The organism is Stenotrophomonas sp. GW821-FHT01H02A (genome assembly GCF_059422145.1).
The window spans coordinates 17,803-33,329 of sequence record NZ_JBWKWI010000002.1 but is presented as its reverse complement, the minus strand read 5'-3'; the positions used below and the strand labels follow the sequence as shown (position 1 = coordinate 33,329).

The following is a 15,527-nucleotide window of genomic DNA, read 5'->3' as shown; positions in this document are numbered from 1 at the left end:
GTTCAGATGAGTAGCGGTCATGACCAGCAACGACAAACAGCAAGGCAAGCAGGAAGGCGTCGAAGAGAGCCAGCAGGACCACAAGCAGGACGAGACCGCCAGGCAGCGGCCGGCGCAGACCGATCAGGCCATCCACGATGCAGGCACGCGCCGGCCGGAGCGCAAGGACAATCCCGAGGGCGCATAAGCAACCGACGGCAGCCCGCAGATAGCAGAACGCCCCGGGAACATGGTTCCCGGGGCGTTCTTTTGAATAGTGGTGGAGCCAAGGAGGATCGAACTCCTGACCTCGTCGATGCGAACGACGCGCTCTCCCAGCTGAGCTATGGCCCCACGGGTGGTGCAGCTGCGTGGCGTACCGACCTCGGCCGTACCTCGCGATGGGCCTAGTCTAGCGCCGACCGGCGTTGCCTGCCAAGTGGGGCCTGGTCAGGATCAGCGGCGGGCGCCAGGTGCACTGCCCGGTGCCCGCTCCACCTGCCGCAGCAGCGCTTTGTCCAGTTTGGCGGCCACGCCGACGCTGCGCCCGGCAAGGTTGGCCACCACGTAGCCGACCGAACTGCCCAGCACCTGGGCGGTCTCGGACAGCGTCAACCCGTAGTCCTGTTCCAGCCACTGTGCCATCCCGGCGGTGGCGGCGCGCAGCGCGTCGTCCAGCGAGCCGGCCTGGCCCAGCACCATCAACTGGGTGGCCGATTCCACCCGCGTTGCCGACAGCGGCCTGGACTTGATCACGTCCACGCTGAACTCGACGTCCATCGAGGTTTCCAGCGCGTACTGCGAGGTCTCGCCGTCACCCTGCAGCGCATGTGCATCGCCCAGGTAGAGCAGGGCGCCGGGCTGGGACACCGGTAGATACACGGTCGCGCCCTCACGGATCTCGTTGAAATCCATGTTGCCGCCGAAGCGGCCGGTGTCGCCGGTGGAGATCGGCGCATTGCCGAAGCCGGGAGCGACCGCCAGCCCGCCGAGCATCGGCTGCACCGGCACCCAGAAGTCCTTGAGCCTGCCGGTGGCTGCTTGCGGCCGGGCACGGCCATGCTCGCGATCCAGGGTCCAGCGCACCGGCTTGTCCAGGTCGGTGGCCCTGGCGGCCAGCGCAGGTGTCTGTGCGCGCCCCACGATGCTGTCCAGGCTGTCGGCGTAGTCGCGGTTCAAGCGCAGCCGTTTGATGTGGATCGCCAGCACGTCGCCGGGCTCGGCCTCCATCACGAAGAACGGCCCGGTCTGCGGATTGCCGAACAGCGCCCGGGTCTGGCCTTTGGCGTCCACGCCGCCCGAATCCAGCGTGGTGGTGCGCACGCTGTCGCCCGGCCAGAGCGTCAGCACCGGTGCGCGGTGCGGCGAGAATTCATTGGCGTACGTGGTGGGCACGAAGTCGTGCTGCCGCGGTCCACCGGCCGGCCGTGCGGGCAACCGGCGCGCGCTGAAGGTGTGCATCGCGCGTCGTTCGCTGGCGTTGGTATCGGGATAGTCGGCGGTGCCGTTCAGCACCTCGTCGGCCTGCTCGCCGCGAAAGCGGTAGATCGCGCCATCACTGCCGGTGACGTCGAACGCCAGGGCGTTGCCTTGGCGGCGGCCCTGCAACGGGTCTCCATCGAAGCGCCCCTGCAGCGGTCCCTGCTGGTCCGGCAGGGTCAGCAGCTGATACGCCGGGTTCCCCCACAGGTCGGTGGTGACCAGCCATTGCGCCGGCGGTTCCCCAGCGTAGGCGGTCGGGGCGGACAAGCACAGCAGCAGGCAGGCCAAGCGGCGAGGGGACATGCGCAGGATCTCGTGGATGACCGGTTCAGTGTTTGCCGCAACGAAGAGGGCGACAAGTGCCGAGCGACATGTGATCGAGGGCCGGACCCATGTGCGGGATGGGGCCGATCGCGGGGTCCGCCCTTCCGGCGCGCGTGCCGGAAGGGCATAATCCGCGCCAGAAAACGCGGCCGCATAGCCAGTGGACCAGGGGGGCCGGACAGCCGTCGCCCACAACGCCCTGACACCAACCTGCAACATCCAGCCAATACCGTGCCGCATCGCTGTTTCCACAGCGGTGCCGATTTCCTATGGTGCCCGGCCATACCGCCGGCTGCCCCGATCTGTACTACCAGAGACCTCTGCATGCCCGCTCAACGCCACGCCCCTGTGTCGACGCGTCTTCTTTCCCGTTCCCTGCCGCGCCGCCGCGCGCTGGCCCTGGCCTGTGCGTCCGCCGCGCTGATGCTGTCGGCTGCCGCCTCGGCGCAGGACGCCCCGTCCGCCAGCGCGACCTCGCTGGACACCATCACCGTCACCGCCGACCACCGCGAGCGCAATCTGCAGGAAGTGCCGGTCTCGATCGGCGTGGTGCAGGGCGAGAAGATCCGCGACTACACCGCCGGCGGCGATGACACCCTGCTTGCGCTGTCCGGCAAGGTGCCCAGCTTCTACGCCGAAACCACCACCGGCCGCATCTTCCCGCGCTTCTACATCCGCGGCCTGGGCAACATCGACTTCTACCTGGGTGCTTCGCAGCCGGTCTCGATCATCCAGGACGACGTGGTGCTCGAGCACGTGGTGCTGAAGTCCAATCCGGTCTACGACGTGGACCAGATCGAAGTGCTGCGCGGCCCACAGGGCACGCTGTTCGGCCGCAACACCACCGCCGGCATCGTCAAGTTCGACACCATCAAGCCGAGCCAGGACTACAGCGGGCGCGTGCAGGCCAGCTACGGCTCCTACGGCAGCGTGGCGATCGACGGCGGCTTCGGCGGCCCGATCAACGACATCGCCTCCTTCCGCGTGTCGGCGCTGTACCAGCACCGCGATGACTACGTCGACAACACCTACAGCGGCCCGAGCGCCGATGGCACGGTCGCGCCGAAGAAGAACGCCATGGGTGGCTTCGACGACCGCAACGTGCGCGCGCAGCTGCTGCTGCAGCCGAGCGAGAACTTCTCGCTGCTGGCCTCGGCCCACGCACGCGATTACGACGGCACCTCGACCCTGTTCCTGCGCGGCGCGCTGACCAAGGGTTCCAACAAGACCAACGTGCCGCGCGACAAGGTGGCCTACGACGAAGCCGACAACAACCCGCAGGCCTACAAGACCTACGGTGGCTCGGTGAAGGCCATCTACGATTTCGGCAATGTCTCGCTGACTTCGATCACCGCCTACGAAACCACCTCCGGCTACAGCCGCGGTGACACCGACGGCGGCGCGGCCGTGAACTACCCGGTCAACGGCGTGCCCAACGGCTACGGGCAGTCGATGGGCCAGATCCGCGATCTGGACCAGTGGACCCAGGAATTCCGCCTCGCCAACGCCGATGACAACCGCCTGAAGTGGCAGGTCGGTGCGTTCTACTTCGACGGCCGCGATACCACCGATTTCTACCAGCGCGCGTGGTTCCTGCAGGGCAATGCCCGCAACCCGAACAACTGGGTGCGCCTGCGCAACGTCAACACCTCCTGGGCCGGTTTCGGCCAGGTCAGCTATGACGTGACCGACAAGTTCACCCTGACCGCCGGCCTGCGCCAGACCAAGGACGAGAAGAAGACCCGTCTGCTCAAGACCGCCGATACCGCCGCCGGTGCCGTGACCTACAAGGGCCGCACCTACGTGGAGATGTCCGATACCACGCCGAGCTGGGACCTGAGCGCGATGTATGCGTTCAATCCGCAGCTGAGCGTGTACGCGCGTGTGGCCCGCGGCTTCCGTGGCCCGACCATCCAGGGCCGTTCGGCCGTGTTCAATGCCGATTTCACCACGGCGGACTCGGAAACCATCCTGTCCTGGGAAGCCGGCATCAAGAGCAGCCTGTGGGACAACCGCCTGCGCGTGAATGCCGCCGCGTTCACCTACGTGGTCAATGATATCCAGCTCAACGGCAACGATTCGGACGGCAACGGCGTGCTGTTCAATGCCGACAAGGCCAAGGCCTATGGTCTGGAAGCGGACATGGAACTGCGTCCGATCCCGAACCTGGCCCTGAGCGCCGGTGTCAGCCTGCTGCACAGCAAGATCCAGGACGACCGCGTGTACGCCCAGGTCTGCGCCCTGAACGGCGCCGTGGTGTGCACCGTGAACGACCCGACCATCAAGGTCGGTGCCAACACCTTCGCGCAGATCAACGGCAACCCGCTGCCGAACGCACCGAAGTACAACATCAACCTGGCTGCGCGTTACGACATGCCGGTCAATGACGCCGATGTGTTCTTCGTCTCCACCGACTGGAACAAGCAGGGTTACACCAGCTTCGTGCTGTACGACTCGGCCGAGTTCAACTCCAAGGGCAGCTTCGAAGGCGGCCTGAAGCTGGGCTACTCCGCCAACTACGGTGCGTGGGAAGTGGCGCTGTTCGCGCGCAACATCACCAATGAGAAGAACCTCAAGGGTGTGATCGAGAACTACATGGCGGCGGTGTACAACGAGCCGCGCACCGTGGGTGTGTCGCTCAACATGAACTGGTAAGTTCGGCTGCACCGGCGGCGCGTTCGCGCGCTGCCGATGCTGACGCTGGGCTATCCCCACAACGCCCTGCCCATGCAGGGCGTTGTGCGTTGCGTGCTATGGCCCCCGGCCCGCATCGGGCGCGCGGTTGCCCCGATGCCACACGTTGAAAGGACCTTGACGATGCTCCGCCAGCTGTATGCGACCTACTCCGATCCTACCGCTGCGAAGGCGCTGGTGGCCGACTGCAGGGCCGCGGTGATGCAGTGGCGCTGGGCCACCGAGTCGATGGCGTTCGCCACCCCGTTCCTGCAGGAGAAGCAGGCCGGCCCCAAGGCGCGGTGGGTCGCCGATGACAAAGCGGACCCGGCCAGGCGTGTGCGGCATGGCTTCGATGCGCAGGGACGGATGGTGATCGAATGCGGACAACGCGGCACCACCACCGCGTGGCTGGATGCCCCCGAGCGCCGCGCCCTGCTGAACACCACCGATGATTTCGTGGTGGCGGTGGCCGACAACACCGGCAGCATCGATCCGTTGCCGGGCCTGCGCAAGGCGATCGGCCCGGAACGCTGGACCCTGTTGAAAGCGCGCGGCTGCGTCTGACGCCGCGCGCGCCCATATAGCGCCGACCGTTGGTCGGCTGCCCCGGCTCAGACCGGCTGGACGTCGTGCCGGTCCGGCACGGCATGCTGGCCGAAGGTGAGCTGCCAACTGCGCAGGTCCACCGTCTCGCGGTCGCGGGCCTGCTGGCGCGCGGCCCGGCTGGCGCCGAAGAGCTTGCCCTGGCCGTCGATCAGCGGACGCATGCGCAGCACGTCGTCGTTGTCCGGCTCGGCGTCGGCGGCGCGCTCCAGCCACGTCTTGGCAAGGAACGCGTTGGCAGGCACGCCGTTGCCGAAGTGGAAGACATCGGCCAGGAAGCCGGCCGCCCAGGCCCGGGTCGCGCTGTCGCCGCGCCACCACAGTGGCCCGAGCAGGTCGAACACCGCTTCCTGCTTGTCGGCGTCCTCCTCGCCCTGGTACAGCAGCACCGCCAGATTCTTGTGCGCTGGCCGCCAGACCCGGTCGTGGGGCGCGGCCTCATCGACGCAGCGGCGGTAGAGCGCGCGCGACTGTTGCTGGAGGGCCGGGTCGGGGGTCTGCTCGAAGGCGACGCCCAGTTGCCAGGCGCGGTTGTAGATCACCACCAGGTCGCCAGCGGCGATGGCCCGTTCGGTCCACACGCTTTCCTGCGCCGGATCGATGAAGGCGGGGAAGTCCTGGCCGCCGACACGCCCGCGGTACAGGTCCACCAGCGTCGCCATCGAGCGCGGGTCACCCGCCGCGCCGAGCTCCAGCAGCATCTGAAGACCGGCCGGGGCGGACACTGCGCAGAACAGGTTGGCGGCCACGGTGGACAGGTCGACCTCGTCTTCCCGGGCCATGGCCAGCGCCCCGCGCAGGTGCTGGGTGGCCAGCGCGGCGTCGACGCGGAAGCCGAACAGGCCGGATTGGCGGCCGGCGGCCAGCCACGCCAGCGCATGCGCGCTGTCGGTCCAGTCCTCGACACTGGCCAGTACCTGCGAAAACAGCTTGTCGGCGCCGTCGACATGTGCAAACAGGGCGCAGGCTTCCAGCACGGTCAAGCCTTCATCGACCACGCAGGCGGGGTCCAGCGCGAACGCTTCGGCCAGGCAGTCATGCGCATGCGCCATCCGCACCGGGTCCCAATGCACCTCGTTTTCCTGCGGTTCGTCGCGGCCCAGGTGGTAGTCCAGCATCGCCCACCAGCACAGCACCTGGGCCCGCGTCGATGCATCCAGGTGCAGGTCGAGCAGCGCAGCGTAGGCCTGGTCGTGCTGGGCTACATCCTCGGCATCCTCGGCGTCGGGGTGGAAATAGAGCCAGTCGCGTTCCTTGATCACGCGCAGGCGGTTGCGCTGCGGCAGCATCAACCGGGAGGCCTCGGGGCCATCGATGAAGTCCTGCATCAACGCATGGCTGCCACCCCAGCGCGGGTACAGGTAGTACAGGTAGGTTTCCAGCGCGTCGGTGTCGTTGGCACGGAGCGCCAGTGCCTGCTGCAGCCAGTAATCGGCGGCGTACTCGAACGCGTGTTCGCTGCGCCCGGCCAGCAGGGGAGGCAGGGCAGGCAGCGCCTCCAATGGGCGGCCATACGGTGCCAGCACGGCGACGGCGGCCGCGAATCCGTCCGCATCCTGTTGCTGCTGCGCGGTATAGAGATCGGCGCGTCCGCCGCGCTGCAGCTGTTGCAGCCAGCGCGGCTCGCCCAGGTAGCAGGACATGCGCAGCATGCGGCCCAGCACGAACGCCGGGCGCGGATGCCGGGCAATGGTGTGCAGCCAGGCGGCCATCGCGTGGTCGCGGGCCAGGCCGGCCGCGTCCCATTGCACCTGGCGGATGGTTTCGATGGTTTCGCTGGAACGGATGCGCCCGGAGACGCGATCCCACAGCGCCCCCAGCACGGCCCACGGGTGCGGGCTGTGCGGCTGTTGCGCACCCCACTGCCGCGCCTGCTCAAGGCGGGCGGGCAGGTCCTGCGCCGGATCCAGCAGGGTGGCCAGCAGCCAGCCGTATCCAAAGCGTGCGGTGCCACCGTCGAGCCAGTGCTGTTCCGCTTCGCCGAGCAGCCGGTCGACGTCATCGAAACGCTGCTGGTGCAGGGCGTCGCGCGCGCTGCGGCGAAGGGCCAACGCGTCGTGGGGGGAATGCGCCATCGGGGAACAGCGTCCTTGCAGAGAATCGGACGCGCATTCTAGGCAATCCGGCACCTGCCGTGACGGCCTGCGTCGATACCGGCAACGACGCCCTGTGCGTACAGGGCATCGTCCGGTGGCTACTTCGCGGCTGGGGTGGCGGCCGGCGCCAGTTCGGCGAACAGGCCACCGAGCAGGCCACCGAGCAGGCCACCGAGCAGGCCCATGCTGGCCTTGTCGGCGCCCATGTCCCCGGCGGCGTTGGCGATGGCGATCATGCCGCTGTTCTGCGCGGGTAACAGCACCACCCAGGCCAGCCAGTTGCCGTCCGAGCCGCCGTGCACCAGTACCGGTCCCTGGCGGCCGGCGATGGACGGCTGCACGCCCCAATCCAGTCCGGACGGACTGCCCGGCTGTGCGGTCTGCATCAGCGCATACGACGCCGGCGTCAGCAGCGTGCCCTGGCCGCGGCTACCGGCCAGCTGATCGATGGCAAACAGCGCCAGGTCCTGCAGTCGCATGTGCAGGTTGCCTGCCGCGGTGTAGATCGGCGGTACCCCGTCATCGGCCTTCTGCGGTGCCGCGGTGACGGGCTTGCCGGCACGATGGCCCAGCAGTTGCCCGGCCGGCGGTGCGCCGAACCCGGCCCCGGTCATGCCCAGCGGCTGGAAGACCTCGCGCTGGATCAGCGTCTCTACGTCCGTGCCGGTGGCGCGCTCGGCGATCACCGCCGCGACCAGGAAACCGCTGTTGCTGTAGGAAAATTCGGTACCCGGCGGATGCACTGGCGCGTCGGCCAGGGCAGCTCTGACGTAAGCCTCGCGTTGTACAGGCAGCGCCCGCGTATCAACAAAGAAGGCATCCAGTGCCGCGGCGTCGGTGAGGTTCTCCGGCAGCCCGGCGCGGTGCGAGAGCAATTGAACGAGGGTGACGCTGCGGTACGCTGGCTGCATCTGCACGGCCAGGTCGGGCAGCAATGTCGACAGCGGTGCATCCCAGCGCAGCACGCCCTGTTCGACCAGCCGCGCGATCATCGCCACTGTGATCGGCTTGCCGGTGGAACCGATCATCCATTGATCGTCCGGGGTGACCGGTGTCGTCGCATCGTTGCGGCGGACGCCGTGCACGGCATGTTCGGCGATCTTGCCATCACGGATGACCAGCACGCCCATGGCAGGCGTGGCGGTGCCCTGCAGCGCCTGTGCAAGCCGTGCATCGAGATCATCGGCAGCGCTGGCGCTGGCCGTCGCCAGCAGCAGGGACATGCCAAGCCACCAGTGCAGGCGGCGCGTGCTGCGGCGAGGGGAGAGGGCGTTCCTTCGAGTCGCGATCAGTTGCATGGGAGTCCTTTGCGCAGCTGCTGGGGCAGGACCTGCGCCGATGGCGTGGCCCTGTGGAATGCCGTGTCCTGACCGAACCCTGACGCAGGCGCGGAACGGTGCGTGCGATTCCACTCTTGCATGCGCTCTGAACGCGCGTATGTGCCTGCGGTCATGACGATGCCGACATGTGAGGCGCGGTGTGCGATGCGTTCAGGAACTGACGGCAGTGCGGCGTCGTCAGCGCGTTCGTACGGTGCGCGACCCGGCGCATCGCATCGCATCGATGCAGTGGAGCTGCACCGATGCGCGTGGGTTATCCGCTCGCCGGCAACAGCGGTGCCAGCACCGGCTCCAGCTGCGCCTGGCGCCAGCCCGCGAGCGCGGTCGGCCACTGGCGGCTTTCCAGGTAGCTCTCCAGATGCTTGCGTGAGGCCAGCACGCCATCAGGGAGGCCGAGTTCGGCGCTGCGCGCGCTGACCGCATCCTGCAGCCGCTTGAGGGCCTGTTTGTTGGCATCGGTGGCCGGCAGTGCCAGGGGGGCGTCGGCCTCATCGTCCAGTGCCGTGGTCAATGCCTGCCAGACCTGGTTGACCAGCTTCCGCGGTGCCTTGGGGAAGCTCTCCATGAGCTTGTCCAGGGCGGCCACATCCGCCGGCGGGGTGCGTGCGAGTACGGCGGCAAGTTCGTTGTCCAGGATCCAGCTGCGCGGCTTGTCGCTGCTGCGGGCCTGCACATCGCGCCAGCGCAGCAGGCGCAGCAGGCGCATCTGTGCGGCGGCGTCCATGAACTGCGACGAGCGCATCGCCACGTGCGGCCAGCGCTCTTCATCGTGTTCGACGCTGGCGAGCAGGCGCTCGGCATCGTCCTGCAGCCACTGGCGGCGGCCCAGTTCTTCCAGGCGCGCATCGATGGTGTCGTGGATCTGGAACAGATACTCCACGTCGTCGGCGGCGTATTCCAGCTGCGCTTCCGAGAGCGGGCGACGCATCCAGTCCGAGCGGGTTTCACCCTTGGCCAAGGTGACCCCTGTGACCGCGGTGACCAGTTTCTGGTAACCCATGCCGCCACCGATGCCCGCCAGCGAGGCGCCGATCTGGGTATCGAACAGCGGGCGCGGCAGCACGCCACAGGCGACCTTGAAGGTGACCAGGTCTTCGCTGGCGCTGTGCATGATCTTGAGGATCGAGGTATCGGCCAGCCACGGGGCCAGTGCTTCGTTCATGCCGGGGATCAGCGGGTCGATCAGCAGGATTTCATCGCCGACCGCCATCTGCACCAGGGCCAGCTGCGGCCAGTAGGTGCGTTCACGGATGAACTCGGTGTCCAGGCCGATGCGGGTGGGGCGCTGGCGGAAGCGCTCGTCCAGTTCCGCCGGGGTTTTGATCCAGTAAGCCACGTGGGATTCCATGTACTGCAAAGGGGTGCTCAGGTCGGGGAGGATAGCCTAACCCCGTGCCAGGGCCGGCATGCCTGCGTGCTGCGATGAACACCCGGGCCGCCGGCGGTCGCCGCCCGCGACGGTGGCGATTATGATGATCCCCTGTCCGCACCTGCGGCATGCCACCTGGAACGCGACGGCACCCGGGGCACACGGCGTGCAGCAAGGCACGGGCACTGCAAGACGATGCCACGCCCCAAGGACCCCCATTTGCGACCGCCAGGCACATTGCCGCTGCTGTTCACCGCACTGTTGGCCATGCTGGCCGCGTGTTCGCCCGCGCCGGCCCCGGCCCCGCCGGCAGCGCCTGCGGCCAAGCCGGCGGTGGCAGCGCCGAAGCGCGGCGCTCCGGTGGCGCAGGTCACCATCGGCGGCGAGGATGCGGCCGAGACCGTGGAGCGCTGGCAGGCGCCCGTGTTCACCCTCGTCGATGGCGAGTTCGCGCAGGCACGCCGTGACGCCGCCCGCGCCTTCGAGGAAGACCGCCTGTACCGCACTGCCGAGGATGCGATTCCGATCTGGCTCGCCCTGCTGCAGCATGATCCCAAGGACCGCGTGGCCGAAGCCGGCCTGAAGCGCGCCCGCCAGCGTCTGCTGGAGGAGGCGTCCGCTCTGCTTGACCGTCCGCTCAAGCAGCGTGAGGCGCTGGCCCAGGCCAGCGAGATGGCCTTGGTGCTGCTGACGCTCGCGCCCGACGATGCCAAGGTGCGCGAGCTGCAGTCGCGGGTGGAGATCGCCCAGCGCGTGGTGGCCTACAACCGCGCCGGTGAAGACGATCTGCGTGCGGACCGCATCGGCGAAGACGGTGACGGCGCCATCCCCAGTTTCCGTGAGGCGCTGACGCTGGACGCAGACAATCCACGTGCCCGGCAAGGGCTGGCCGCCGCGGAAAGCGCATTGATCCGGCGGGCGGAAACGGCCGCGCGGGCCACCGACTTCGCCACCGCGGGTACCTGGCTGGCCGAAGCGGCCAAGGTCCGCGACTCCTCCATCACCATTGCCGACGCCTTCGAACGCATCGAAACAATCCGCTCCGACACCCTGGCGCGGCTGCGCAACGAGGGCCTGCGCGATCTGGCCACACCGCAGGGGCTCAAGCCGGCACGCCAGAAGCTGGAAGATGCATTGCGCATCGCGTTGCCCGGCGATCCCGTCGTGGGTCAACTGCGCGAGCGCATTGAACTGGTCACCCATTACGGCAGCTTCCGGCCGCGCCAGGTGTTCAGTGATGCGTTGCGCGATGGCGGCCGCGGCCCACAGATGATCGTGGTGCCGCATGGCGGCTTCCAGATGGGCGCTGCCGAGAACGAACTGGGGGCGACCGACGCCGAGAAACCCTCGCACTACGTGCGCTTCGAGCGCGGTTTTGCAATGTCGATCACCGAAGTGACGGTCGCCGATTTCCGCCGCTACGTGCAGGCCACCAAGGCCCGCCCGCGCGCGACGCGACGCGGCCACTCGATCGTGTATGACGAGCGCAGCGGCAACTTCGTGCGCCGCAGCGGGGTGGACTGGCAGTCCGATTACAACGGCGCCGAGGCGATCGCCAACCTGCCGGTGATGCACGTCAGCGTGCGCGATGCCGAGAACTACGCCAGCTGGCTGTCCGAGCAGACCGGGCGCTCGTACCGCCTGCCCAGCGAGGCCGAATTCGAGTACGCCCTGCGCGCGGGCAGCAGCGGCCGCTACCCATGGGGCGACGCGGGTACGCCGCCGGCCCGTGCCGGCAACTTCACCGGCGCGGAGGATGTCTCGCCCTCCGGGCGGCACTGGTACAACGCCTTCGTCGGCTATGGCGACGGCTACTGGGGCCCAGCGCCAGTAGCCAGCTTCGAGCCCAACCCCTGGGGCCTGCACGACATCGCCGGCAACCTCAGCGAGTGGGTGGCCGATTGCTGGCATGCCAGTTACCGGCGGGCGCCGTCCGATGGCGTGGCCTGGTTCAACCCGGGCTGCCGGCAGCGCGTGATCCGTGGCGGCAACTGGGCCAACGCGCCGGCGCAGACCCGCGCGGCGTGGCGGCAGTCGCAGGACTCGGACACCACCAGCGCCCGGATCGGCTTCCGTCTGGTGCGTGGCATCTGACCAGGCGCTGGCCGGGCCGGATTTTCACCCGGCCACCCACCGCGCGTTCTAGGATTGGCGCAGTGTCGGGCAGGGTGCCGCGGCCATCTCAGGAACCAAGCGCATGCGCAACGATCCATTCGGCGGTCAGCAGCAGGGCCGCGCCCGGCGGCCGGGCCTGTTCGGCAACATCCGCTGGTGGGTACTGCTGGCCTTCGCCGGCTATGCGGCGTTCTATTGGTTCTCCAACCGCACCGTGGATCCCTATACCGGCGAAAGCGTGCTGATCGACAGCTCGCTCGATGCCACCCAGGAAAAGGCGCTGGGCCTGCAGGCCTATCAGGAGATCCTGGCCCAGGAGCGGCCACTGGATCCCAATGCACCGCAGTCGCGCGAGATCCAGGCGATCGCGCAGCGCCTGATCGCCAAGGTGGACGTGGTGGAAACCGCGCTCGCCGAAGAACACGGGTTGAAGCCTGCGCACTTCGCGCGTGACTTCGAATGGGAGGTCAACGTGATCCCGTCCGACCAGGCCAATGCGTTCTGCCTGCCGGGCGGCAAGATGGCGGTCTACACCGGGCTGATTCCGGTCGCGCGCACGGTGGATGCGATGGCGGTGGTGATGGGGCATGAGATCGCGCATGCGTTGTTGCGCCATGGTGCGCAGCGCATGGCCCAGCAGAAGATGACCCAGATCGGGCAGATGGCCGGTGCCGCCAGCGGCATGGACCCGCAACAGCAGCAGATGATGATGTCGGCGATGGGCTACGGCTACCTGTTGCCGTACGCGCGCAGCCATGAAACCCAGGCCGATGAAGTGGGCCTGATGCTGGCCGCTGCAGCGTGCTTCGATCCGCAGGAAGCGATTCCGCTGTGGGAGCGGATGGGGCAGGCCAGTGGGGGGCAGTCGACGTCGGAATTCGCGTCGACGCATCCCAACCCGGGCACGCGCATCCAGAACCTGCAGGCGTTGATGCCCAAGGCGATGGAGTACCGGCGGACGTTCTGCGAAAGCGCGGCGCGCTGAAAGCGAACGGCGTGGTGGCGTGGACGCGCGGGATCAGCGCGCCGGTTCGTTGACCGTTACGTCGATCACGCCGTCCTGCACGCGCGCTTTGAGCGTATCGCCGGGGCGCACCTGCAGCGGCGAGCGTACCAGGCTGCCGTCGTCCTCGCGGGTCAGGATGGCGTAGCCACGTGCGACCGTGGCCAGCGGGCTGACCGCTTCCATCGAGCGGGCGAGCGCGCGCAGGCGCAGGCTGTCGCGCTGCAACTGGCGGCCGATCGCGCTGTCCGCGCGCGGCTGCAGGCGTTGCAGCCGCTCACGCAGGGCATCCAGACGCCGCTGCGGATGGCCGCTGCGCAATACGGCCGCGGCGTGGCGCAGGTGGGCCAGGCGGCGCTGATGCTGGTTGGTCCAGGCGGCATGCAGACGGCGCACGACATCCTGCTGGCGCCGCTGCAACAACTGCAGGCGTGTCTGCGGGCTCTGTGCGTTGAGGCGGAGAAGGGCCCGGTCCGCGCGCTGCATGGCCTGCCCCAGGGTGTGCCGCTGCAGCTGCGCCAGGCGCGCATCCAGGCGACGCACGCGCAGCAGCAGGTCGCGCTGGTCGGGCACCAGCAGTTCGGCTGCGACCGAGGGCGTCGGTGCGCGCAGGTCGGCGGCGAAGTCGGCCAGGCTGAAGTCGGTTTCGTGGCCCACTGCGGACACCACCGGCGTCTGGCTGGCCGCGATCGCACGGGTCAGCTGCTCGTCGTTGAATGCCCACAGATCCTCCATCGAGCCGCCACCACGGGTCAGCAGGATGACGTCGTAACGGCCGCTGGCATCGGCCGAACGCAGCAGCGAGGTCAACTGCGCGGCGGCGCTGTCGCCCTGCACCAGGCTGGGCAGCAGATCCACTTCCAGCATCGGAAAGCGCCGTTCCAGCACGCTCAGTACGTCACGCACCGCCGCGCCGGTGGGCGAAGTGATCACCGCCAGGCGACGCACATGGGCCGGCATCGGCCGCTTGCGCTCGGGTGCGAACAGGCCCTCGGCTTCCAGACGTGCTTTGAGCTGCTCGAAAGCGCGGCGCAGGGCACCTTCGCCGGCTTCTTCCATGTGGTCGAGCACCATCTGGTACTCACCGCGGGCTTCGTACAGGGTCAACCGGCCACGCGCGAGCACGCGCATGCCTTCGCGCGGCACGAACTTCAGCCACTGGCTCTTGGGCTTGAACAGGGCTGCGCGGATCTGCGAGCGCGCGTCCTTCAGCGTGAAATACATGTGGCCCGAGGCCGGGCGGGTGACGCTGCCCAGTTCGGCCTCCACCCAGATCAGCGGAAACGCGCCTTCCAGCAGGTCGCGGGCCAGGATGTTGAGCTGGCTGGGCGTGAGAATCTGCGCGCTGCGGTCCATGGTGGGCATCAGGCCAAACGGTACGAACGGGGGGCCATGGTCGCACGTCGGCGACGATGCTTCATCCCGCGGTGGTGCGGTCGGCGTGCTGCTGCAGGGCCCAGGCCACGTGCTCGCGTACGATCGCCGAAGGGTGCTCGCGGCGCGCGTGCAGCGCGGCCAGCGTATCGGCGTGGGCAGGGGCATTGCCCAGCGCCACGGCGATGTTGCGCAGCCAGCGCTCATGCCCGCTGCGGCGGATCGGGCTGCCTTCGGTGCGACGCAGGAACTCGTCTTCCTCCCAGGCGAACAGTTGGGCAAGCGAGGCGGTGTCCAGATCGTTGCGTGCGCGGAAATCCGGCTCGTCGGTGCGCTTGGCGAACTTGTTCCACGGGCAGACCAGCTGGCAGTCGTCGCAGCCGTAGATGCGGTTGCCCATCGCCGTGCGCATCTCTTCGGGAATCGCACCGTCATGTTCGATCGTGAGATAGGAAATGCAGCGGCGGGCATCCAGGCGATGCGGAGCGATGATCGCCTGGGTCGGGCAGACATCGATGCAGCGCGTGCAGGTGCCGCAGTGCGCGCTGGCCGGCGTGTCCACCGGCAGCGGCAGGTCGACGTAGATCTCGCCGATGAAGAACCACGAACCGCCCTGTTTGTCGATCAGGCAGGTGTGCTTGCCGATCCAGCCCAGCCCGGCGTTGCGCGCGAGGGCGCGCTCCAGCACCGGCGCCGAATCGACGAACACGCGGTAACCGAACGGCCCGATTTCCGCGGCGATGCTGTCGGCGAACTTCTGCAGGCGGTTGCGCATCAGCTTGTGGTAATCGCGGCCCAAGGCGTAGCGCGCCACGTAGGCGCGGTCGCCATCATGCAGGGTGTTCCAGGCTTCGGCGTCATCCTTGTGGCCGTAATCCATGCCGACCGAGATCACCCGCACCGTGCCCGGCAGCAGTTCATCCGGCCGCGCGCGCAGGGTGCCGTGGCGCGCCATCCACTCCATCGTGCCGTACAGGCCCTTGCCCAGCCAATCGGCCAGGTGCGCTTCGTCCTCGCGCAGATCGATCCCGGACACGCCGCAGCGCTGGAAGCCGTGCACGCGCGCGATCGCACGGATGCGTTCGGCGGCACGGGCCAGATGGATGGGGTCGGGAAGCGGTACGGCGGACATGACCTGGGCGGAAACGGAGCCTGGGAAGGGCGCG

General features: G+C 68.3%; 11 protein-coding genes and 1 tRNA gene. 5 read left to right on the top strand and 7 right to left on the bottom strand.

The window, feature by feature from the left end; translation table 11 throughout:
- The first annotated feature begins 19 nt into the window (after window positions 1-19).
- Window positions 20-187, top strand: coding sequence for a hypothetical protein (locus AC07WC_RS03510; protein WP_495208793.1), 168 nt, complete (start codon window positions 20-22; stop codon window positions 185-187).
- Between the two features lie 70 nt (window positions 188-257).
- On the opposite strand, the gene AC07WC_RS03505 is transcribed toward AC07WC_RS03510, so the two are convergent.
- Together AC07WC_RS03505 and AC07WC_RS03500 are read right to left on the bottom strand one after the other, a co-directional pair.
- Window positions 258-333 (bottom strand) — tRNA-Ala (locus tag AC07WC_RS03505).
- 102 nt (window positions 334-435) lie between these two features.
- Entirely contained in the window at window positions 436-1,764 is a 1,329-nt protein-coding gene (locus tag AC07WC_RS03500) for an acetamidase/formamidase family protein (RefSeq protein WP_495208792.1), read from the bottom strand.
- 345 nt (window positions 1,765-2,109) lie between these two features.
- On the opposite strand from AC07WC_RS03500, the gene AC07WC_RS03495 reads away from it, so the two are divergent.
- Both AC07WC_RS03495 and AC07WC_RS03490 read left to right on the top strand, forming a co-directional pair.
- Complete coding sequence (locus AC07WC_RS03495) at window positions 2,110-4,440, top strand: TonB-dependent receptor (RefSeq protein ID WP_495208791.1); 2,331 nt, start codon at window positions 2,110-2,112, stop codon at window positions 4,438-4,440.
- Window positions 4,441-4,602: 162 nt separating this feature from the next.
- Window positions 4,603-5,025, top strand: coding sequence for a hypothetical protein (locus AC07WC_RS03490; protein ID WP_495208790.1), 423 nt, complete (start codon window positions 4,603-4,605; stop codon window positions 5,023-5,025).
- A gap of 47 nt (window positions 5,026-5,072) precedes the next feature.
- Here AC07WC_RS03490 and AC07WC_RS03485 read toward each other — a convergent pair whose 3' ends face one another.
- From AC07WC_RS03485 to rnd, 3 genes are all read right to left on the bottom strand, one after another.
- The gene (locus tag AC07WC_RS03485; RefSeq protein ID WP_495208789.1) at window positions 5,073-7,139 is read right to left on the bottom strand and encodes a DUF4034 domain-containing protein; all 2,067 of its coding nucleotides are present in this window, start codon (window positions 7,137-7,139) and stop codon (window positions 5,073-5,075) included.
- A 119-nt stretch (window positions 7,140-7,258) separates the two neighbouring features.
- Window positions 7,259-8,383 (bottom strand): serine hydrolase domain-containing protein, encoded by a 1,125-nt coding sequence (locus tag AC07WC_RS03480; RefSeq protein ID WP_495208788.1) that lies wholly within the window; start codon window positions 8,381-8,383, stop codon window positions 7,259-7,261.
- Window positions 8,384-8,753: 370 nt separating this feature from the next.
- A complete protein-coding gene (rnd, locus tag AC07WC_RS03475) occupies window positions 8,754-9,836 on the bottom strand; it encodes a ribonuclease D (protein ID WP_495208787.1) in 1,083 nt (360 codons plus the stop codon).
- 228 nt (window positions 9,837-10,064) lie between these two features.
- On the opposite strand from rnd, the gene AC07WC_RS03470 reads away from it, so the two are divergent.
- Both AC07WC_RS03470 and AC07WC_RS03465 read left to right on the top strand, forming a co-directional pair.
- Window positions 10,065-11,963, top strand: coding sequence for a formylglycine-generating enzyme family protein (locus AC07WC_RS03470; protein WP_495208786.1), 1,899 nt, complete (start codon window positions 10,065-10,067; stop codon window positions 11,961-11,963).
- 103 nt (window positions 11,964-12,066) lie between these two features.
- A complete protein-coding gene (locus tag AC07WC_RS03465) occupies window positions 12,067-12,969 on the top strand; it encodes a M48 family metallopeptidase (protein WP_495208785.1) in 903 nt (300 codons plus the stop codon).
- 33 nt (window positions 12,970-13,002) lie between these two features.
- Here the strand turns inward: AC07WC_RS03465 and xseA are convergent, their stop codons facing one another.
- Together xseA and queG are read right to left on the bottom strand one after the other, a co-directional pair.
- The gene (gene xseA / locus AC07WC_RS03460; RefSeq protein WP_495209100.1) at window positions 13,003-14,343 is read right to left on the bottom strand and encodes an exodeoxyribonuclease VII large subunit; all 1,341 of its coding nucleotides are present in this window, start codon (window positions 14,341-14,343) and stop codon (window positions 13,003-13,005) included.
- A 61-nt stretch (window positions 14,344-14,404) separates the two neighbouring features.
- Window positions 14,405-15,493: a tRNA epoxyqueuosine(34) reductase QueG gene (gene queG / locus AC07WC_RS03455; RefSeq protein WP_495208784.1), complete on the bottom strand. Its 1,089-nt coding sequence runs from the start codon at window positions 15,491-15,493 to the stop codon at window positions 14,405-14,407.
- Window positions 15,494-15,527 lie beyond the last annotated feature (34 nt).